Annotated in this window: 17 protein-coding genes, 1 tRNA gene and 1 riboswitch; of the genes, 9 read left to right on the forward strand and 9 right to left on the reverse strand. The window is 62.0% G+C overall.

Annotated elements, in window-relative coordinates; genetic code table 11:
• Nucleotides 1-51: 51 nt before the first annotated feature.
• Nucleotides 52-221: riboswitch (M-box (ykoK) riboswitch) on the forward strand.
• A gap of 123 nt (nucleotides 222-344) precedes the next feature.
• The gene (gene mgtE, locus AB5Y51_RS12870) at nucleotides 345-1,688 is read left to right on the forward strand and encodes a magnesium transporter (RefSeq protein WP_368178550.1); all 1,344 of its coding nucleotides are present in this window, start codon (nucleotides 345-347) and stop codon (nucleotides 1,686-1,688) included.
• 60 nt (nucleotides 1,689-1,748) lie between these two features.
• Here the strand turns inward: mgtE and ppx are convergent, their stop codons facing one another.
• The 3 genes from ppx to AB5Y51_RS12885 all read right to left on the reverse strand — a co-directional run bounded on the left by ppx (nucleotide 1,749) and on the right by AB5Y51_RS12885 (nucleotide 5,887).
• Entirely contained in the window at nucleotides 1,749-3,239 is a 1,491-nt protein-coding gene (gene ppx, locus AB5Y51_RS12875) for an exopolyphosphatase (protein WP_010675283.1), read from the reverse strand.
• Nucleotides 3,229-5,298: a polyphosphate kinase 1 gene (ppk1, locus tag AB5Y51_RS12880; RefSeq protein WP_368178551.1), complete on the reverse strand. Its 2,070-nt coding sequence runs from the start codon at nucleotides 5,296-5,298 to the stop codon at nucleotides 3,229-3,231. Before ppk1 ends, ppx begins: the two co-directional genes overlap by 11 nt.
• Before the next feature lie 76 nt (nucleotides 5,299-5,374).
• Nucleotides 5,375-5,887, reverse strand: coding sequence for a glycine cleavage system protein R (locus AB5Y51_RS12885; protein ID WP_010675281.1), 513 nt, complete (start codon nucleotides 5,885-5,887; stop codon nucleotides 5,375-5,377).
• A gap of 258 nt (nucleotides 5,888-6,145) precedes the next feature.
• Between AB5Y51_RS12885 and AB5Y51_RS12890 the strand changes: the two genes are divergently transcribed.
• The 5 genes from AB5Y51_RS12890 (at nucleotide 6,146) to AB5Y51_RS12910 (ending at nucleotide 12,057) form a co-directional block, all read left to right on the forward strand.
• Entirely contained in the window at nucleotides 6,146-6,985 is an 840-nt protein-coding gene (locus AB5Y51_RS12890) for a DUF2726 domain-containing protein (RefSeq protein WP_368178552.1), read from the forward strand.
• Between the two features lie 239 nt (nucleotides 6,986-7,224).
• The gene (locus tag AB5Y51_RS12895; protein ID WP_041213159.1) at nucleotides 7,225-8,643 is read left to right on the forward strand and encodes a sigma-54 dependent transcriptional regulator; all 1,419 of its coding nucleotides are present in this window, start codon (nucleotides 7,225-7,227) and stop codon (nucleotides 8,641-8,643) included.
• A 105-nt stretch (nucleotides 8,644-8,748) separates the two neighbouring features.
• Complete coding sequence (locus AB5Y51_RS12900) at nucleotides 8,749-9,783, forward strand: PAS domain-containing sensor histidine kinase (RefSeq protein WP_368178553.1); 1,035 nt, start codon at nucleotides 8,749-8,751, stop codon at nucleotides 9,781-9,783.
• Between the two features lie 70 nt (nucleotides 9,784-9,853).
• A complete protein-coding gene (locus AB5Y51_RS12905) occupies nucleotides 9,854-11,188 on the forward strand; it encodes a sigma-54 dependent transcriptional regulator (RefSeq protein ID WP_182936089.1) in 1,335 nt (444 codons plus the stop codon).
• Nucleotides 11,189-11,295: 107 nt separating this feature from the next.
• A complete protein-coding gene (locus AB5Y51_RS12910; protein ID WP_368178554.1) occupies nucleotides 11,296-12,057 on the forward strand; it encodes a Nif3-like dinuclear metal center hexameric protein in 762 nt (253 codons plus the stop codon).
• A gap of 114 nt (nucleotides 12,058-12,171) precedes the next feature.
• On the opposite strand, the gene purN is transcribed toward AB5Y51_RS12910, so the two are convergent.
• Nucleotides 12,172-12,810, reverse strand: a complete 639-nt coding sequence (gene purN / locus AB5Y51_RS12915) for a phosphoribosylglycinamide formyltransferase (RefSeq protein WP_048208753.1) — start codon at nucleotides 12,808-12,810, stop codon at nucleotides 12,172-12,174.
• Nucleotides 12,811-12,842: 32 nt separating this feature from the next.
• Complete coding sequence (gene purM, locus AB5Y51_RS12920) at nucleotides 12,843-13,880, reverse strand: phosphoribosylformylglycinamidine cyclo-ligase (protein WP_368178555.1); 1,038 nt, start codon at nucleotides 13,878-13,880, stop codon at nucleotides 12,843-12,845.
• Nucleotides 13,881-14,056: 176 nt separating this feature from the next.
• Here purM and upp point away from each other — a divergent pair, with 176 nt between their 5' ends.
• The 3 genes from upp (at nucleotide 14,057) to hda (ending at nucleotide 16,656) form a co-directional block, all read left to right on the forward strand.
• On the forward strand, nucleotides 14,057-14,683 hold the full coding sequence (gene upp / locus AB5Y51_RS12925; RefSeq protein ID WP_005302745.1) for a uracil phosphoribosyltransferase: 627 nt from the start codon (nucleotides 14,057-14,059) through the stop codon (nucleotides 14,681-14,683).
• A 140-nt stretch (nucleotides 14,684-14,823) separates the two neighbouring features.
• Entirely contained in the window at nucleotides 14,824-15,852 is a 1,029-nt protein-coding gene (locus tag AB5Y51_RS12930; protein ID WP_042864114.1) for a DUF2066 domain-containing protein, read from the forward strand.
• 102 nt (nucleotides 15,853-15,954) lie between these two features.
• Nucleotides 15,955-16,656 carry a DnaA inactivator Hda gene (gene hda / locus AB5Y51_RS12935; protein ID WP_010675272.1) on the forward strand — a complete coding sequence of 234 codons (702 nt, stop codon included), beginning with the start codon at nucleotides 15,955-15,957 and terminating at the stop codon, nucleotides 16,654-16,656.
• 206 nt (nucleotides 16,657-16,862) lie between these two features.
• Here the strand turns inward: hda and aceA are convergent, their stop codons facing one another.
• From aceA to AB5Y51_RS12955, 4 genes are all read right to left on the reverse strand, one after another.
• Entirely contained in the window at nucleotides 16,863-18,176 is a 1,314-nt protein-coding gene (gene aceA / locus AB5Y51_RS12940) for an isocitrate lyase (RefSeq protein ID WP_042864113.1), read from the reverse strand.
• Nucleotides 18,177-18,245: 69 nt separating this feature from the next.
• Complete coding sequence (gene aceB / locus AB5Y51_RS12945) at nucleotides 18,246-19,853, reverse strand: malate synthase A (RefSeq protein WP_042864112.1); 1,608 nt, start codon at nucleotides 19,851-19,853, stop codon at nucleotides 18,246-18,248.
• A gap of 692 nt (nucleotides 19,854-20,545) precedes the next feature.
• Entirely contained in the window at nucleotides 20,546-20,686 is a 141-nt protein-coding gene (locus AB5Y51_RS12950) for a hypothetical protein (RefSeq protein WP_010675269.1), read from the reverse strand.
• A 257-nt stretch (nucleotides 20,687-20,943) separates the two neighbouring features.
• Nucleotides 20,944-21,020, reverse strand: a tRNA-Pro gene (locus AB5Y51_RS12955).
• Nucleotides 21,021-21,025 lie beyond the last annotated feature (5 nt).

Genomic DNA, 21,025 nt, shown 5'->3' on the forward strand with positions numbered 1-21,025 from the left:
CGCCTGGGCAGATGATGCCGCCCGCACGGTAGCGCCGTGCAATCAATGTTCGCAGCATCTCGTTAGGCGAGGCTCCTGCATAAACACAGGCCACTGATCTCACGACGTCCAGAGACGCCCAAGATCAGGACAGTTTTCATCGGATTAAGGTGTCAACCCAAGTGGCTTCCGGCATGCCGGATACGTTATGCAGTGCTAAAGCTGGTACGTGGGGATGAAAACACGCCGGACGGCGTCATTTCCTGCCTGTTACTCGTCAATCAAATTGCTGTTTTCTTGCCGTTGCATCCGGCCAGGTGCCGGAGGCGTTCAGGTTCGCCTGAAATCACATGAGGACATCTGTGATGAAGAAAACACACACCCTGCTCAATCGTCATCAACTGCTCGACCCGGTTGCCCTGCGCAACTGGTTGGCGCACAACCTGGATCCGGTGGCCCGTGCCGATCAGCTTCTGACCCTGCGCCCGGAAGAGCTCAACTGCATCTTCGATACTCTCTCCATGCCGGAAGGGGCGTCCTTGCTCGCCTCCCTCCCGGCGGAGTGTGCCGGCCATCTGCTGCTCAGGCTGTATGGCAGCATCGTGGGAATACTGCAGGGCACCCTGGCCCGTCGGGACCTGCTGGCCATCCTGCGCAGGCTCGACGAGCACGATCGCAAGACTCTGCTCGCCCGGCTGCCGGAGCCCGCCCGCAAAGCCTTCCAGTCCCTGCTGGCCTGGCCGAACGAGTCGGTGGGGGCCAACATGCGCCACGAATACCTGGCAGTGGAGGCCGATGCGACGGTGGAAAGCGCCAAGCAGCTGATCCACGGGGCCTGGGATCAGGCCAGGCTGTTCGGTCATCTCTATGTGGTTGACGGCGAGCAGCGCCTGCTTGGCAGCGTCTCCCTCAAGTCGCTGCTGATCGCCGATCCGCTGCTGCCGGTAGGGGACCTGATGGAGGGGGAGGCGGTGCGCATCAACGCCCGGGCGGATCAGGAGCTGGCGGCCCGCCTGCTCATTGATCGCGACCTCTCGCTCCTGCCGGTGGAAGATCAGGGTCGTCTGGTGGGGGTCTTCCACGTGGACGATGCCGCCGACATCCTGGAGCTGGAGTCCACCGAGGATGCGGAGCTGCAAGGGGGCTCCTCGCCGCTGGATACCCCCTATCTGCAGGCCACCCCCTGGCAGTTGTGGCGCAAGCGGGTGGGCTGGTTGCTGATCCTGTTCGTGGCGGAAGCCTACACAGGCACCGTGCTGCGAGCCTTTGAAGAGCAGCTGGAGGCAGCCATCGCCCTGGCCTTCTTCATCCCGCTCCTCATCGGTACCGGTGGCAACAGCGGTACCCAGATCACCACCACCATAGTGCGTGCCATGGCGGTGGGGGAGGTGAGCCTGAAAAACCTCGGCACCGTGCTGAAAAAGGAGATCTCCACCGGTCTGCTCATCTCGGCCGCCATCGCACTGGCGGCCTGGGTGCGGGCCTGGAGCCTGGGGGTGGGGCCCGAGATCGGCATGGTGGTGACCCTGACCATCGTCGCCATCGTGCTCTGGAGCGCCACTGTCGCCTCGGTGATCCCCATGGTGCTGCGTCGCTTTCGCATCGACCCGGCGGTGGTCTCCGCCCCCTTCATCGCCACCCTGGTGGACGGTACCGGCCTCATCATCTACTTCGAGATAGCCAAGCTGATCCTGCCGGATCTGCAGTAGGAAAGGACAAGAGACAAAAAGGCAGCCATCGGCTGCCTTTTTTTTTCGTAGAGGAGCGGATCACCCGAGCTGGAACAGCAGGGGCCAACCCTGCTCGTGGCAGTAGCGGTGCTCCTTTTCCAGATTCTGCATCAGCAACTTGTTCTCGTCGCACCAGTCGAGCGGCAGGGTGACCACCAGCTGATCCCCGGCGGCCTGCACGTTCCACTCGGGCAGCAGGTTGTCCTGACGCCTGTGGTGGGCCGCCACCGCGAGGCGCAGGATGCGGATGCAGCGCAGCACCGTCTGCTCGTCGTGGTTGGGCAGGGCCGGCAGCTCGGAGAGCTTGAGCCCCTTGCGATGAAAGCGCACCAGGGCCGCCAGCAGGGCCTGATCGTCCTGGTTGAAGCCGGGCAGGTCGGTGTTTTGCAAGATGTAGGCGGAGTGTTTGTGGATGCCGCTGTAGTTGATGGCAAGGCCGATTTCGTGCAGCCGCGCCGCCCAGCCGAGGATGGCGCGATAGGGCTCTTCCGGCATCTCCCAGGGGCCGCTCAGGGCGTCGAACAGGGAGAGGACGCTGCGTTCTACCCGGGTGGCCTGGCGCTTGTCGATGCGATAGTGGGTGCTGAGGGCGAGCGCGGTACGTTCGCGAATGTCGTGATGCTGCAGGCGCTCCTCGAACTCGTAGAGCAACCCTTCGCGCAGGGCGCCGTCGGAGTACTCCATCCGCTCGATGGGCAGGGAAGTGAAGAGCCCGAGCAGGATGGCCACCGCGGCGGCGAACACCCCCTGACGCTCCTCGGTGAGGCCCGCCAGCTTGAGCTGATCGACCCGCTTGTGCTTGAGCATCTCTTCCTTCAGCCGCTCCAGTCCCGCCAGGGTGATGGCACCATCGGTCCACTCTTCTCCCTGCAACACGTCGCGCACGGTGCGGATGGAGCCCGAGCTGCCGAGGCAGCTCTGCCAGCCCAGCTTGCGGTACTGGTTGATGATGGGGGCGAGCTGGTGCTGGGCTTCCAGCACGGCGGCGTTGAAGGCCTTCTCGCCGAGCTTGCCGTTGCCAAAGAAGCTCTGGGTGAAGCTCACGCAGCCCATCTTGCGGCTGGTGAGCGCCTTGTGCTCAAACCCTTCGCCGATGATGAGCTCGGTGCTGCCGCCGCCGATGTCCACCACCAGCACCTGACCTTCGATGTGCTGGGTGTGGGCCACTCCCTGATAGATGAGGCGGGCCTCTTCCTGGCCGCTTATGATCTCGATGGGGTGGTTGAGCACCTTGGCCGCCTCGCGCACGAAGTCGCGGGCGTTGCTGGCGCGGCGCAATGTGTAGGTGCCGGCGATGCGGATCTGATCCGGCTTGATGTTGGTGAGCCGCTCGGCGAACAGGGCGAGGCAGTCCAGCCCGCGGGCCATGGCCTCCGGGGACATGCGGCGCTGCTCATCCATCCCTTCGGCGAGGCGCACTCGCTCCTTGATGCGATCGATGATCTGCATCCGCCCCTCGGTGAGGCGGGCAATGACCATGTGGAAGCTGTTCGAGCCCAGATCGACAGCGGCGTACAGACTATTGTCCATGGTTTGACTCTATGCGTTTGAGGTAGTCGTAAATCGCCACTTGGGAACGGACCTTGCGGCGGTTGCCCCGCTTCACGTACTCGTTCCTCTGGTCGGCATCGATCACCCGCGCCTTGCAGGTATCACTCAGTTGTAGCTCGAGAATGTCGAGGATGCGCTGCTTGAGCCGCTCGTCATAGATGGGGGTGCCCACCTCGATGCGACCGTCGATGTTGCGGCTCATCCAGTCGGCACTGGAGATATAGAGCTGGGGATTGCCCTTGTTGTGAAACACCATCACCCGCGGATGTTCGAGGAAACGGTCGATGATGCTGATGACCCGGATGTTGTCGCTCAGACCCGGCACCCCCGGGCGCAGGGCGCACATGCCCCGGATGATCATCTGGATGGGCACCCCGGCCTGGCCGGCGGCATAGAGCCGGTTGATGAGGTCTCTGTCCACCAGGTTGTTGATCTTGAGGGTGATACCGCTGGGTTGCCCCGCCTTGGCGTTGGTCAGCTCGTTGTCGATGAGGCGATAGAGCTGGCGGCGGCTGTTGATGGGGGAGACCAGCAGGTGGTTGAACTTGTAGCGCCGGTACGGGTACTCGATGTACTCGAACACGCTCTCCACCTCGGCGGTGATGTCCGGATGGCGGGTCAGCAGGGAGAAGTCGGTGTAGATCTTGGCGGTCTTCTCGTTGAAGTTGCCGGTCCCGATATGGGCGTAGCGCACCGCCTCGCCGTTCTCGTGGCGGGTGATGAGGCAGAGCTTGGAGTGGATCTTGAGGCTGGGCACCCCGAACACCACCTTGACGCCTGCGTCGGTCAGGATGTTGGCCCAGTCGATGTTGGCCGCCTCGTCGAAGCGGGCGCGCAGCTCCACCACCACGGTCACTTTCTTGCCGTTGTTGGCGGCGTCGATGAGGGAGTGGATGATCCGCGACTTCTTGGCCACCCGGTAGATGTTGATGCGAATGGCGCTGACCGCCGGGTCGAAGGCCGCCTGGCGCACCAGCTCGGTGAAGTGGTGGAACTTGTGGTACGGGTAGTAGAGCAGGATGTCCTGCTTGGCGATGGCGTCGAAGGCGTTGACGAAGCCGTCAAAGTCGCGGCAGTCCAGGGCCGGCAGCTTGGGGTTTTCCAGATAATCCCGGCCCACATTGGGGAAGCCGATGAAATCCTTGAAGTTGTGATAGCGCCCACCGGGCATGATGGCGTCGTAGGAGCTGATCTGCAGCTTGAGCTTCAAGAAGCTTATCATGGCCGCCGGCATTTCCCGCTCGTAGACGAAGCGCACCGGCATGGCGGTGAGGCGCTGTTTCAAGCCGTCACTCATCTTGTCCACCAGGCTCAAGTCCAGCTGGTCGGAGAGGTCATATTCGGCATCCCGGGTCAGCTTGACCGCGTAGGCGGCAATCTCGTCGTAGTCGAAGAAGCCCTTGAAGATCTCGTCCAGACAGAAGCGGATAACGTTGTCCAGGATGATGATCTGCTTCTTGCGACGGGTGCCCTCCGGCGGTAGCTGGAAGAAGCGGGGCAGATCGTCGGTGGGTACTTCCACCAGGGCGTACTGGATCACCTGGCCGTTCTTCTTCATCTCGATGGCGAGATAGGTGTGCTCGTCTTTCAGGAACTTGACCGGGTTGACCTCCTTGTTGAGGAGGATGGGAATGATGTGGCGCAGCACCTTTTCCCGGAAGAAGATCCGCAGCCACTGCTGGATGGACTCGGAGAGCTGGCTTTCGTTCACCAGGAAGATGTTGTGGCGAGCCAGCGCGATCAGCAGCTCCTTGTAGGTGTTGTCGAACGCCTCGCCGAGCGCCATCACCTTCTGCTGGATGGCGCGCAGCAGCACCTTGGCCTCGTCGTCGCCGCCGTGGACTTCGTTGATGAGGATGCGGCGCTTGACGTCCGACACCCGTACCTTGAAGAACTCGTCCTGATTGGAGGAGAAAATCCCGAGGAAGCGGACCCGCTCGATGAGGGGTACCGTCTTGTCCATCGCCTCTTGCAACACCCGTTCATTGAATGAGAGCCAGCTAAGCTCTTTCTCTTCATACTGCTTGTCGGTGCTCATCTGGTGCCTCTTTGCTCTGGTTGCGTCTGCGCGGAAGTTATGGCGTCAAACCATGACAAATTTATGACAGGCGACACTATTCGCTCAGATCCTGATCGATGTCGACGACGAGGTCGTCGGAGAGGGACTCCAGGGCCGTGACGAGATCGTCCAGTTCGAGCTGCGGCGGCAGGGCCACCAGGGCGTGGGCATAGAAGAGGGGGGCGCCTGAGTGGGGCGCAGGTTCGCAACCTGTGGTGAGGTCGGCGACGTTGATGTTGAGCTGTCGCAGGATGCTGGCCACTTCGTGGACGATGCCCGGTCTGTCGTTGCCGGTGACGCTCAGCATCACCTGATGGGCCGGTTGCGGGCTGAGCTGCCCTTCGGCGAAGCTCACGGTGAGGCCAGGCAGCATCACCAGGGCCTCGCACAGGCTGCGGTAATGCTCGTCAGGCACGGCGACGTGCAAAATGCCGGCAAATTGCCCCGCCAGCTCGCTCATGGAGCTGGCCAGCCAGTTGCCCTGCTGCCGGGTGATGGTATCGGCCAGGCTCTCGACGATCCCGGGTTTGTCTGCGCCGATCACGGTGACGACCAATTGCTTTTGCATCCTGCTCTCCTTGAATGGGGCTGCGTGGGGTCCGTTGACACCTGGCGGCGACGGGGTGCGCGCCAGAACGTCCATGGGCTCTAGCATTGTGCCTGCTGTGACAGGTCATATGAAGCCCGCCTTGCGCAAATTCAGTGAAAAAACGCGAATGCCGGGACGGGCTTGATTTCTGCGCTGCCTGAGTCGCTTTCCCCGTGGTAGAGTGTGCCCCTTCCTCTGGTGTGAACTGAATTTGTCTTGTAAACGGGATGTGCGTGTATGAATAGCCTTGTCGTATCGGGAGCCGTGTTGCTGGGGTTGCTCCTGCTGGTGATCGTCTGGCGCAGGGAGAAAGGGGGCAAGGCCGAGCCCTATGATCTGCAGGAAACCTTGATGAGCCCAGCGGAGCGCACCTTCTTCGGGGTGCTTGATCAGGCGGTGGGGGACAAGGCCCATGTCTTTGCCAAGGTACGAGCCTCCTATGTACTGACGCCCGAGGCGCACCTTGGCAAGGGCAAGCGCCAGCAGGCGCTCGGCAAGATAGGGGAGAAGCACTTCGATTTTCTGCTCTGCCACCCGGCGGATCTCTCTTTCCTGTGTGCCGTGGAGCTGGATGACGAGGGGCACCGCCACCAGAAGCGCAAGGCGCGGGATCTCTTCCTGAAGGCGGCCTGCGATGGCGCCGGCCTGCCGCTGTTGCAGATCCCGGCCAGCAGCCACTACCAGGTCGACGAGTTGCGGGAGCAACTGCTGCCCCTGCTGGCGAGAACGACGGCGCCGGTGGATGACCTGCTGCCCGGCGAGCGCCGCGAACCGACCTTCAGCCCGCTGCTGCTCGATGGTGTCGATCTGGGCACGTCACACCCGGGGGTTGCCAGGGAGCCCCAGGTGCCGCCCCCCCAGGCCGAAGAGGCAATGCCCGTGTTGATGGAGGAGAATCCCTTCCTCGATCCGGATGAGGAGGAGCCCCGGGAGACGATCCCCCATTGCCCCCGCTGTGCCGCGCCCCTGGTGGCACGGGAAGCACGAAAGGGTCCCCACGCCGGTCGCCTGTTCCTCGCCTGCAGCCGGTTTCCCGAGTGCCGCTATGCCGCTCCCCAGGAGAGCGTGAAGCACTGATCCCTCCTCTGACGCCGCGCCCTGTCGGCGTCATTCTTTCCCCTTCGCTGGTTTTCATCCGATACTTAATCTGGCTGGAAGCGTGATCCCCGTCCCGCCAGGGTCCGGGAGGATGCGACAAGTTTTGACAATCCGCCAGAATTTTGGCACTTTGTCCCCCTTATGACACAGTGCGAAATTGGTTTTAATAAGCACTTAAAAAACAATAACTTGGCGTCAGGTGTGAAAATATGGATAGGATGGCTATGGGTGTGCTGCTTGTTGATGCCGATGATGTGCGGCGCCAGCAACTGGGGACTGTGCTCTCCTTCATGGGGATCCCCTGGCAGGAGGTGGTAGAGAGCGATCTCGATGTGGCCATCGAGACTGCCGGGCCCTTGCAGGGGATTCTGGCCGGGGAACTGCGCGAGCGCGCCCTGAGTGAGCTGCTTGCCGCCCACCCTCGTCTGCCCTTTCTCTCCCTGATGCCAGCGAGCCATGGCTGCAGCAACTTCATCGGGGTGGCCGAGGCCCCCTTTACCTATGAGTCCCTCACCCGTCACCTGCACTTCTGCCAGGCCTTCATCTCCCTGCATCCCCGTCATCAGACCCACGACAAGGGTCAGACCCTGCTGCGCCTGCTGGTGGGCAAGGGGAGGGGCATCCAGGAGGTGCGCCGTCTCATCGGCCAGGTGGCCGAGACCGACGCCAACGTACTGATCCTCGGTGAGTCCGGGACCGGCAAGGAGGTGGTGGCTCGCGCCATCCACGAGCTGTCCGCCCGAAGCGCGGGGCCCTTCGTGCCCATCAACTGCGGCGCCATTCCGGCGGAGCTGCTCGAGAGCGAGCTGTTCGGTCACGAGAAGGGGGCCTTCACCGGTGCCATTGCCGCCCGGCGCGGCCGCTTCGAACTGGCCCAGGGGGGCACCCTCTTCCTCGACGAAATCGGCGACATGCCGCTGCCGATGCAGGTCAAGTTGCTGCGGGTGCTGCAGGAGCGCCAGTTCGACCGGGTCGGGGGCGGCAAGGCCGTCCAGGCAGATGTGAGGGTGATCGCGGCGACCCACCGGGATCTGGAAGCCATGATCCGCACCCAGGCATTTCGCGAAGATCTCTACTACCGCCTCAACGTGTTCCCCATCGAGACGCCCCCCCTGCGGGATCGGGCCGACGACATCCCGCTGCTGCTGCAGGAGCTGCTCAATCGCCATGCCGAACAGCACAAGGGGATCATCCGTCTGACCCAGCGCGCCATGGAGTCCCTGATGCAGTACGCCTGGCCCGGCAACGTGCGCGAGCTGTCCAACCTCATCGAGCGCCTGCTCATCCTCTATCCGAACCAGATCGTCGATGTGGCGGATCTGCCCGGCCGCTATCGCCTGCTGCCCTGCGAGCCACGAGATGAACGGCTCACCGAGATGGACGAGCGGGACGCCTTGGCTGCCGTGTTCCAGTCCCCACCAGAGCTGGATCCCGGCATCGCCATGCCCCTGCCCATGCAGTTGCCCCAGGAAGGAGTCAACCTCAAGGAGATGCTGGCCGACCTCGAGGTGGAGCTGATCCGCCAGGCCCTGGAGTCCCAGGACGGGGTGGTGGCCCGCGCCGCCGACCTGCTCAGCATGCGCCGTACCACCCTGGTGGAGAAGATGAAGAAGTACGGCATGAGCAAGGACAATTGAGGTCAATGCTTTGACGCATTGACCCAATGCATTGATAAATAACGTCTATTTTGCTGGCATGGAAATTGAATAAGCTGACTCAATCGCCAGTTTGAGGTCAGCTTTATGACAATCTTGCAGCAGGATGCCCCCCTCCAGTCACATGAAGTGAGTCAGCTTTACGCCATCTTCACGGCGCTGCCGACCGGCGTGCTGCTGCTCGATGGCGAGGGGCTGATCACCCGCGCAAACCCTGCCGCCCTGGCGCTGCTGGGGGAGCCACTGGAGGGCCTCTCCTGGCGCCAGATCATCGCCCGCTGCTTCGAACCCCGTGAGGATGACGGTCACGAGATCTCCTTGCGAGACGGCCGTCGGGTCCAGCTGTCGACCCAGCCGCTGCCGGATCAGCCCGGCCAACTGGTGTTCATTACCGACTTGACCGAGACCCGCCAGTTGCAGGACAGGGTCAACCACATGAAGCGCCTCTCCGCCCTTGGCAACATGGCGGCTTCTCTGGCGCACCAGATCCGCACCCCGCTCTCCGCCGCCATGCTCTATGCGGCCAACCTGGCCAACCGCACCCTCAAGCCTGAATCCCGCAGCCAGTTCCAGCAAAAATTGATGGCCAGGTTGCAAGACCTGGAAAAACAGATCAACGACATCCTGCTGTTTGCCCGCAATGGCGACAACCAGGTGGTGGCGCCCCTCTCGGTGCAGGGCTTGCTGGCGGAAGTGCAGGCGGGGGCCGAAGCCTTCTGCCAGCAGCAGGGCTGCGCCTTGCATCTGGAGGCCCCTGAGCCCGATCTCTGTCTGCTTGCCAACAGCAGTGCCCTGGCGGGGGCCATCAACAACCTCATCGCCAACGCCCGGCAGGCCGGTGCCGATTCGCTCCTGGTGAGCGCTGCACGCAGCGGCAACCGGGTGGAGATGCGGGTCATCGACAACGGCAAGGGGATGGCCCCCTCCCTGCTCAACCAGATCTTCGAACCCTTCTTTACCACCCGTTCCCAGGGCACGGGCCTCGGTCTTGCGGTGGTGCAGTCGGTGGTACGAGCCCATCAGGGGGAGGTAAGCGTGGCCTCGGTCCCTGGCGAGGGCACCTGTTTTACCCTGTCCTTCCCCCTGCATCAGCAACAGGTTCAGTTGGGGGGCGTGGCATGATGCGCGCAAAAGCCGGAGCGCCGGTGAAGATGATTCTCGACAAGGCCATGTTGGTTGTAGGAGGTGTGGCATGACCCAGGCTCGTATTCTGGTGGTGGAAGATGACAACGGCCTGCGCGAGGCGCTGGTGGATACCCTGCTGCTCGGTGGCTATGAGTGCCGCGAGGTGGACAGCGGCGAGCGGGCCCTGCTTGCCCTGTCCCGTCAGCGCTTTGACATGGTGATCTCCGACATCCAGATGGGGGGCATGGATGGTCTGACCCTGCTCGCCAACATCCGCCAGCAATATCCCCAGGTGCCTGTGCTCCTGATGACGGCCTACGCCAACATCGACGGGGCGGTGCGCGCCATGCGCGAGGGGGCGATCGACTATCTGGCCAAGCCCTTCTCCCCCGAGGTGCTGCTCAACCAGGTCAGCCGTTATGTGCCGGCCCAGAAGGTGGAGAAGCGTGCCGTGGTGTACGGGGACCCCAGGACTGCGGAGCTGTTCCAGCTGGCGACCCGGGTGGCGAGAAGCGAAGCTACCGTCATGGTGACCGGACCGAGCGGGACGGGCAAGGAGGTGTTGGCTCGCTACATTCACGACCACTCCAGCCGGGCAGAGCAGGCCTTCGTCGCCATCAACTGCGCCGCCATTCCGGAGAACATGCTGGAGGCGACCCTGTTTGGCTACGAGAAGGGCGCCTTCACCGGTGCGGTGCAGGGGTGCCCTGGCAAGTTCGAGCAGGCTCAGGGAGGAACCCTGCTGCTCGACGAGATCACCGAGATGGATCTGGGGTTGCAGGCCAAGCTGCTGCGGGTCTTGCAGGAGAAAGAGGTGGAGCGGCTCGGCAGCCGCAAGATGATCCCCCTCGATGTGCGGGTCATTGCCACCAGCAACCGGGATCTGAAAAAAGCGGTGCAGGACGGGTTGTTCCGCGAGGATCTCTACTACCGCCTCAACGTCTTCCCCCTGCGCTGGACGGCGCTCTGGGAGCGCCCGGGGGACATCCTTCCCCTGGCGGAGCATCTGCTGGCGCTGCATGCCAGCCAGATGGGGCTGTCGACGCCGCAGCTCGCAGAGGACGCCCGAGAGCGTCTGATGGCTCACCCCTGGCCCGGCAACGTGCGCGAGCTCGACAACGTGGTGCAGCGCGCCCTGATCCTCAGTCCAGACGGCCTCATCGACTGTGAGCACCTGATCCTGGAGGAGACGGACGAGACCCTGGTGCGGCCGCTCGAGCGGCTGTCAGGGGAGGGGCTTGGCGGCGAACTCAAGCAGCAGGAGCACCAGATCATTCTGGACACCCTGCAGGAGTGCAACGGCAGTCGCAAAGCGGTGGCCGACAAGCTCGGCATCAGCCCGCGCACCCTGCGCTACAAGCTGGCCCAGATGCGTGACGCCGGCATCGAGCTGCCCGCCTAGGCCTGACAGGCGCATGGCCTTGCCGGTCCGGCTCGATTATCATGGGCCCTGACGATCGGAATCCGGCTCCCCGCACAGTGCGTGGGGAGCCCAGCTAGGAGACCCCCATGATCTCTCATCGTAAACTGGAAAGCCTGCTCAACCACCTGCTCGAACCCCATGCCATCAAGGATTACTGCCCCAACGGCCTGCAGGTGGAGGGGCGCGAGCGCATTCGCAAGGTGGTGACCGGCGTCACCGCCAGCCAGGCCCTCATCGATGCCGCCGTGGCCGCCGATGCTGACGCCATCCTGGTCCATCACGGCTACTTCTGGAGCGGCGAGCCGGCCCAGATCACCGGCATGAAGCAGCGTCGTCTCAAGACCCTCTTGACCCACGACATCAACCTGTTTGCCTACCACCTGCCGCTGGACGTGCACCCCGAGGTGGGGAACAACGCCCAGCTTGCCAGGCTGCTCGGCATCAAGGTGCGTCGCGGCCTCGAACCCTGGAACAGCAAGAGCGTCGCCATGGTGGGGAAGCTGGAGGAGCCCATGAGCGGCAGCGATTTTGCCAAGCTGATTGCCGAGCGTCTCGGTCGCGAGCCGCTTCATTGTGGTGACAGTGGTCCCGAGCTCATCCGCTCCGTGGCCTGGTGCACCGGCGGTGGTCAGAGCTACATCAGCCAGGCGGCGGAGCAGGGCATCGATGCCTTCATCTCCGGCGAAGCCTCCGAGCAGACCATCCACACCGCCCGCGAGATGGGCATGCACTTCTACGCCGCAGGCCACCACGCCACCGAACGTTACGGCGTCAAGACGCTGGGAGAGTGGCTCGCCACCGTACACGGGTTGGAGGTGACCTTTATCGATATCGACAATCCGGTGTAGGGCCGATTAGCCGCGCAGCGGCGTCATTGGACGTGATGACAACCATTGCGCTGGTCGATGGAAATGACAAGGGAGGCCTAAGCCTCCCTTGTTGTGTCTTACTGCTGCTAGCGGTTACTCGCTGGCATAGCCTGCCAGGCCAAGCTGCTTGCCATCGAGGAAGGCAGACCCTTCTCGCATCTGCAAGCGCCCTTCACAGAACCACTGCACCACCAGGGGGTAGATGCTGTGCTCCTGCACCTGGACCCGGGCGGCGACCTCGTCGGCACTGTCCCCTTCGAAGATGGGGACCCGTGCCTGGAGGATCACCGGGCCGCCGTCAAGCTCTTCGGTGACGAAGTGGACGCTGGCGCCGTGCTCGTCATCACCGGCCTCGATGGCGCGCTGGTGGGTGTGCAGACCCTGGTATTTCGGCAGCAACGAGGGGTGGATATTGATCATCCTCCCCGCGAAGTGGCGCACGAGGTCGGCGCTCAGGATCCGCATAAAGCCGGCCAGCACCACCAGATCCGGCTGATAATCCGCCATCAGAGCCAGCAGGGCGACATCATACTCCTCCCGGCTGGCGAACTGCTGCTGGGCCAGGATGGCGGTTGCCACCCCGGCTTCCCTGGCCCGCACCAGGCCATAGGCATCAGCCTTATTGCTGATGACGCCGACCACCTGACCGGCAATCTTGCCGCCGGCACAGCCGTCGAGGATGGCCTGCAGGTTGCTGCCGCTGCCTGAGATGAGGACGAGGATGCGTTTCATAGGGGAGGTCATCTGGCCGTTGATCCGATCATTCATTGAATGATGACCTGCTCCTCACCATCGGCCGCCTTGGCGATGTGGCCGATGTGCCAGGCGTTCTCGCCTTCGGCCTTGAGCAGGGCCAGGGCCTTGTCAAGCTGATCCGCCGGCAGGGCGATGATCATGCCGACGCCGCAGTTGAAAGTGCGATACATCTCGTGGCGGGTGACGTTGCCTGCCTGTTGCAGCCAGCTGAACACCGCCGGCCACTGCCAGCTCTGCTCGTCGATCACCGCCTGGGTGTTGGCGGGCAGCACGCGCGGGATGTTCTCCCAGAAGCCGCCGCCGGTGATGTGGGACAGGGCGTGGATCTCGCACTCCTTGATGAGCTTGAGCACGGGCTTCACGTAGATGTGGGTCGGCTCCAGCAGGGCGTTGGCCAGGGTGGTCTCACCCAGCGGCTGCTGCACGTCGGCCTTGGAGACTTCCAGGATCTTGCGAATGAGGGAGAAGCCGTTGGAGTGGGGACCGCTGGCGGCCAGGGCGATCAGGGCATCCCCTTCGCCAACCTTGCTGCCGTCGATGATCTCGCTCTTTTCCACCACGCCGACGCAGAAACCGGCGATGTCGTAATCTTCCCCTTCATACATGCCAGGCATTTCGGCAGTTTCACCGCCAACCAGGGCACAGCCGGACTGTTCGCAGCCGGCGCCGATGCCGGTGACCACGGCAGCGGCAGTGTCCACGTCCAGTTTGCCGGTGGCATAGTAGTCGAGGAAGAAGAGGGGCTCGGCGCCCTGCACGATGAGGTCATTGACGCACATGGCGACCAAGTCGATCCCCACGGTGTCGTGCTTCTTCAGGTCGATGGCCAGACGCAGCTTGGTGCCCACCCCGTCGGTACCGGAGACCAGTACCGGTTCCTTGTAGCCAGCAGGGATTTGACACAGGGCCCCAAAGCCGCCAAGACCACCAAGGACTTCAGGACGACGAGTGCGTTTTGACACGCCCTTGATACGTTCAACCAGTGCATTGCCGGCATCGATATCTACGCCAGCATCCTTGTAGCTCAGTGAGGTTTTGTCAGTCACGCGTATTCCCCGTCATATAAAGAAGTGGAGGGTAAAATTCGGGGCGTATTCTACCAGCGGGCACGAAAAACCAGAAAGAAAATCGTTTGCGCGTTTTTGAATCGAAAAGCTCTACAAGCCGTGGCTTTTGTTGTATGATTCCGCGATTTTTTTGGCGCCGGTTAGAGGAGATAATAATGAAAGTCGTTGAAGTCAAACACCCCCTGGTCAAGCACAAGATCGGCCTGATGCGCGAAGGCGACATCAGCACCAAGCGTTTCCGTGAACTGGCCAAGGAAGTGGGCAGTTTGTTGACCTACGAAGCGACCTCTGACTTCGAAACCGAAAAAGTGACCATCGATGGCTGGAACGGCCCTGTGGAAGTCGACCAGATCAAGGGCAAGAAGGTCACCGTCGTGCCCATCCTGCGCGCCGGTCTTGGCATGATGGACGGCGTGCTGGAGCACATGCCGAGCGCCCGCGTCAGCGTGGTCGGTATCTATCGCGATGAAGAGACCCTGCAGCCTGTCCCCTACTTCGAGAAGATCGTCAGCAACATCGAAGAGCGTCTTGCCCTGGTCATCGACCCCATGCTGGCCACCGGCGGCTCCATGATCGCCACCATCGATCTGCTCAAGAAGAAAGGTTGCCAGTCCATCAAGGTGCTGGTGCTGGTTGCCGCGCCGGAAGGCATCAAGGCCCTGGAAGCCGCTCACCCGGACGTGGAGCTGTTCTGTGCCTCCATCGACCAGGGGTTGAACGAGAAAGGCTATATCGTCCCGGGTCTGGGGGATGCTGGCGACAAGATCTTCGGCACCAAGTAAGCATCACCCCATCGCCGCGCCCAAGGCGCGCAAACGGAGCCGGCACCCTGCCGGCTCCGCTGTTTCTCCCCCCTTTGCTTGCTGCCATGCGCGCCTTGCCGCTACCATAAGCACCATCCCCCATTTCGAGAATCTTCTTTATGCTGAAACGCTTAGCGACTCTCCTCTGCTGCTGTCTGCCACTCGTGGTGTCGGCCGCCCAGGTAACCGACCTCTATCAGGGCAAGGCTCCCACCAGTGGCGACATGACGGCCGCCCAGTCCCAGGCGCTGGGGGATGTGCTCGTCAAGGTGACGGGCAAGCGCGATATCCTCACCCAGCCGGATGTGGTGAAGGCCCTGGCGGCGCCGGCGGATTACGTGCAGCAATACAGCTATCAGGACATCGGCTCGGTCAAGTTTCTCAAGGCGGATTTCAATGTGGCCAAGGTGAACGCCCTGGTCGGCCAGAGCAAGTTTGCCCTGCTGGGCCCGGTGCGGCCGCAGGTCGCCATCTGGCTGGTGGTCGACGAAGGGGAGCGGCGCATTCTGCCGGATCAGTCCGGCGATGGCTGGTCCGAGGCGCTGCGTGCTCAGACCCAGGCCATGGGGCTGCCGGTCAGTCTCCCGCTGATGGACTTGGATGACAACATGGCGGTCAATGCCACCGATGTCTGGGGCCGCTTTGCCGATCCCGTGCTCAAGGCGAGCCAGCGTTACGGCGCCGAAATGGTGGTGCTCGGCAAACTGAGCCCGGAGGGGGAGGCCTGGAGCATCGACTGGGGTCTTTATGGGACCAAGCCGGGGGCGCAGGCAGGAGAGCTGACCGAGCTGACCAAGGGCTCGGGTTCAGGTACCCAGGCCGAGGTGGCAAAGGGCTTTGCCGATGCCCTTGCCGGTTGGCTGGTGCAGCAGTACGGTACCCGTCTCTCCGGTGTCGCCTCCAGCCAGACCCTGGTGGTGGAGGGGCTGTCCGACATCGATGGCATGATCCAGATCCAGAAGCTGCTGCAGGGGATGGCCAGTGTCACCAAGGTGGCCATCGGCAAGCTGGAAGGGGACAAGGTGACCTTCAACCTCTCGCTGCAGGGGGACAAGGCCGAGCTGGTGAGGGGGTTGCAACTGGAGAGTCGCCTGCATCAGGTGGAAGACAACGAGAGCGGCCTGCGCTATCAATGGTCGCAGCCCTGATCCCGGGGAAGGATCCTGACCGCCCGGCATGGTCCGGGCGGTTCTCTATCTGCCCCGCTGGTGATACACTTGCCCGCAAATATCACAGTCAAAGCCCAACGAGTGAAGCAACCGGCCCAACTGTCTTTAGCCGTACAACTACCGGATGATGAAACCTTCGTCAGTTTTTATCCCGGCAACAACGCCCATCTGATCACCGCCCTCAAGAATGCGGCCATCGGTCAGGGCTCGCCCTTCCTCTATTTCTGGGGAGCCAAGGGGTCGGGCCGCTCCCATCTGCTCCATGCTACCTGTGCCGAGGTCAACGCCCGCGACGCGGCGGCTGCCTATCTCTCCCTCGATCAATTCGAACAGCTCGACCCCAGCATGCTCGATGCCCTGGAGAGCCTGCCCCTGGTCTGTCTTGACAGCCTGGAGGCGATCGCCGGCAACGCCCTGTGGGAGCGGGCGCTGTTCGACTTCTACAATCGCTGGAAGGAGAAGGGGGAGGGGACGCTCATCGTTACCGGCTGCAGCGCGCCACGCAAGCTGGGGCTGCAACTGCCGGATCTCGCGTCCCGTCTCGACTGGGGAGTGAGCTTCCACCTCGACGAGCTGGACGACGAGGGCAAACTCAGCGCCCTGCAACTGCGCGCCGAGCTGCGGGGTTTCAAGCTGCCCATCGACGTGGGCCGTTTCCTGCTCAATCGCCTCTCCCGCGACATGCGCACCCTGCTTGCCACCCTCAATCGTCTCGACAACGCCTCCTTCCGTGCCAAGCGCAAGCTGACCATCCCTTTCGTCAAAGAGATCCTCGAGCTCTGAAAACCTATCCCATTAGGCTATCTTATTCGCCATTTTGAACCTGGGCAGTGCTCGAAATCCTCACGTACTACAGTACGCTCCGGTTTCTGCGCGCTGTCCGTGTTCAAACTGCCTTCAACGATTACGCCTACTGGGAGAGGTTCTAAGCCCCATAACGACAAACCCCGGGACTTGGCCGGGGTTTGTTTGCGAGCATTACTCAGCTATCAGTGGAACTGATCCTCTTCGGTCGAGCCGGTCAGCGCGGTCACCGACGACTGGCCGCCCTGAATGACGGTGGTCACCTTGTCGAAGTAACCGGTACCCACTTCCTGCTGGTGTGCCACGAAGGTGTAGCCCCGCTCGGCGGCGGCGAATTCCGGCTGCTGCACCATCTCGACATAGTGCTTCATTCCCTCGCCACGGGCGTACTGGTAGGCCAGCTCGTACATGTGGAACCACATGTTGTGGATACCCGCCAGGGTGATGAACTGGTACTTGTAGCCCATGTCGGAGAGCTCCTGCTGGAAGCAGGCGATGGTGGCATCGTCCAGGTTCTTCTTCCAGTTGAAGCTCGGGGAACAGTTGTAGGCCAGGATCTTGTCCGGGTACTGGGCCTTGATGGCCTCGGCAAATTTGCGCGCCTCGTCCAGATCGGGCTTGGCGGTCTCGCACCACACCATGTCGGCGTAAGGGGCGTAGGCCAGGCCGCGGGAGATGGCCTGCTCGATGCCGGCCTGCACCTTGTAGAAGCCCTCACTGGTGCGCTCACCGGTCAGGAAGCCGGCATCGTAGGGGTCGGCATCCGTGGTCAGCAGATCCGCTGCGTTGGCGTCGGTGCGGGCGATCACCAGGGTGGTGGTGCCGCAGACATCTGCCGCGAGGCGGGCTGCGATGAGCTTTTGCACCGCTTCCTGGGTCGGGACCAGTACCTTGCCGCCCATGTGGCCGCACTTTTTCACGGACGCGAGCTGATCTTCGAAGTGCACGCCGGCGGCGCCCGCTTCAATCATCCCCTTCATCAGCTCGAAGGCGTTCAGCACGCCGCCGAAACCTGCCTCCGCATCCGCTACGATGGGCAGGAAGTAGTCGATGAAGCCCTTGTCCTCTGGTCCAACCTTGTTGGCCCACTGGATCTGGTCGGCCCGGGCGAAGGAGTTGTTGATGCGCTCCACCACGGACGGCACCGAGTTGGCCGGGTAGAGGGACTGATCCGGGTACATGGTGGAGGAGAGGTTGTTGTCCGCCGCCACCTGCCAGCCGGAGAGATAGATGGCTTCGATGCCGGCCTTGGCCTGCTGCACCGCCTGGCCGCCGGTCAGGGCGCCGAGGCAGTTTACATAGCCTTTCTTGGCGCCGCCGTGGATCAGCTCCCACAGTTTGTCGGCGCCGCGTTGGGCCAGAGTGTGTGCCGGCTGCAGGCTGCCACGCAGGTTCACCACGTCCTCGGCGCTGTAGCCGCGCTTGATCCCTTTCCAGCGGGGGTTTTCTGCCCAGTCTTTCTCGATAGCCTGGATCTGTTGCTCACGGGTCAGTGCCATATCAGTTCCCTCTTTCATTGATTTCACGTTTCCATTGACTTGTTATGGGGGCCGTTACCGGCCCGGGTCTCACAGCCGCTCGTAGCCGGGCAGCGTCAGAAAATCGATGAGTGTGTCGGCGCAGGTGATCTCGTCCATCAGGGCGCTCGCCTCGGCGAAACGGCCCGATTGCCAGCGGGCCTCGCCCACTTCGCCTCTGACCACCTCCTGCTCCTCGGCCAGCATCTGGCGGAACAGCGCCTTGGTCACCGCCTGACCGTTGGAGAGGGTCTTGCCGTGGCGGATCCACTGCCAGATGGAGGTGCGGGAGATCTCGGCGGTGGCGGCATCTTCCATCAGTCCGTAGATGGGCACGCAGCCGTTGCCGTTGATCCAGGCTTCCAGATATTGCAGGGCGACGCGGATATTGGTGCGCATGCCCGCCTCGGTGCGCTCGCCCTCACAGGGGGCCAGCAGGTCGGCGGCCGTGATGGGGGCATCCTGCTCGCGCAGCACGCCGATCTGGTTCTGGGCACCCGCCGGAATGGTGGCGTTGAACACCGCCATGGCGGTATCGGCCAGACCGGGGTGGGCGACCCAGGTGCCATCGTGGCCGTTGTCGGCCTCGCGCTGCTTGTCCGCGTGCACCTTGGCAAACACCTGTTCGTTGACGGCCGCGTCCTTGGCCGGAATAAAGGCAGCCATGCCCCCCATCGCCAGCGCGCCGCGCTTGTGGCAGGTCTTGATGAGGAGTCGCGAGTAGGCAGAGAGGAACGGCTTGTCCATGGTCACCACCTGACGATCCGGCAGGACGCGATCCGGGTGGTTTTTCAAGGTCTTGATATAGCTGAAGATGTAGTCCCAGCGACCGCAGTTGAGGGCAACGATGTGATCCTTCATCTGATAGAGCAGCTCGTCCATCTCGAATACCGCCGGCAGGGTCTCGATGAGTACGGTGGCCTTGATGGTACCGCGGGGCAGACCGAATTTGTCCTCGGTCCAGGCGAACACCTCGCTCCACCAGCGCCCTTCCAGATGGCTCTGCAGCTTGGGTACGTAGAAGTAGGGACCGGAGCCCTTGGCCAGCAACGCCTTGTGGTTGTGCAGGAAATAGAGGGCGAAGTCGAACAGGCCGCCGGGAATGGGGGCACCATCAAAGGTGACGTGCTTCTCCGGCAGATGCAGACCGCGCACCCGGCAGATGAGCACGGCCGGGTTGGGATTCAGGGTATAGGCCTTCCCCTCCGGGCTCTGGTAGGCAATGGTGCCGTTGACCGCATCGCGCAGGTTGATCTGGCCCTCGATCACCTTGTTCCAGGCCGGGGCCAGGGAGTCCTCGAAGTCGGCCATGAAGACCTTGACGTTGGCGTTGAGGGCATTGATCACCATTTTGCGCTCGACCGGGCCGGTGATCTCCACACGGCGGTCCTGCAGATCGGCGGGAATGCCGCGCACCGTCCAGTCACCATCGCGAATGTGGGCGGTCTCTGGCAGGAAGTCCGGCAACTCGCCGCCATCGATACGGGCCTGGCGTGCGACTCGCTGCTTCAGCAGCTCATTGCGTTGGGGAGCGAAACGTTCCACCAGTTCGGACACCAGGGCCACCGCATCCGGCGTCAGGATCTGCGCGTAATCGGGAAGCATCTCGCCTTGAATGCGCAGGCGGGTGCTGCTGATGGTCTGGGCCGGTGCCGACATAGTGGGTACTCCTCCAAAAGTTACATTTTGAATTTATTAACTACGACTAACGTCTATATCCCTTTCTTTCAAACTCCCCGTAACAGCGGGGTAACACGATTCATAAGGTGCAAAAGAATGGCGGATTCGTCAACTTGATTTTTAAAACAGGTGTTTTTTGATGATAGTTAAGATGCTGTTTTAAATGGATTTATGTGATTAGTGCAAAAGCTCTTTGCAGATGGTTATGCTCTTGGGTTGCCGGGGCGGCAGGGGGGAGGATTTCGGTAGAGGGGATGGGTTAAAAATGTAATTAATTACGTAATAAAATTACAAATGCAAAAACAAATCCCGACATTACTCCAAGCTTTGCAAAAACAGCTGTATGAAATGCCTTCGTTCAATCCAGCCTGCATGGGGGCTATGAAGTAACCGGGTAGTGAACTGGCGTTTAAAACTAAAATGTCAAATTGAGTCAAAATGGCGAAGGCGAACAGGAGAGAGGGAAATGACGAGCAATAACGTAGGTTTGTATCAAGCCGTGTCCATGAAGGAGAGGGAGGTTGGAACGCAGCAGATGGTCAATTAAACTGATTTTTGAAGAAAAACCAGCATTTTGTCGTTATTTGCGGTGGCGGTCTGTTGGCCTGGGTCAAGGGCGGTGCCGGACAGCAAAACCGGCGTCTTGAACCGCACTATGGCACGGGCTCGTCTCAGTAATCTTCATCCGGGGCGGCGAGATCGATCACATCGAGGTGCACTGAACTGCCAAACCCGTGCTCTGCGGAATCGAGCTCGGAGGGCGTGGGGGAGATCAGGGGCTGAACGGGCTGGGAGTCAACAGCTTGGGTCATGGATGCTTGCCTCATTGATTGCAAGCCGGTCGGTGATTCCATCACCCTAGTGTCCACCTCCCTGTTTTTATGGCCGGCGGAAAAGTTGCGTATCCTAGCGGCACTTTATGAAAGCTTCAAGTGGTTCTGTATAAAATTCATGCCAATAAAAAGCGGCGACCTGATGAACGGGGGAGGCGAGAGGGAAAAGAGGCAAGCGTCGGGCGTGCAGGCAAAAAAATAGCCCAGTCGTTTGACTGGGCTATTCTCGGGGAATTTGGTCGGTGTGAGAGGATTCGAACCTCCGACCCTCTACACCCCATGCAGATGCGCTACCTGGCTGCGCTACACACCGACGGA

Source organism: Aeromonas sp. R7-1, from assembly GCF_040908115.1.
GTDB classification, from domain to species: Bacteria; Pseudomonadota; Gammaproteobacteria; order Enterobacterales; family Aeromonadaceae; genus Aeromonas; species Aeromonas caviae.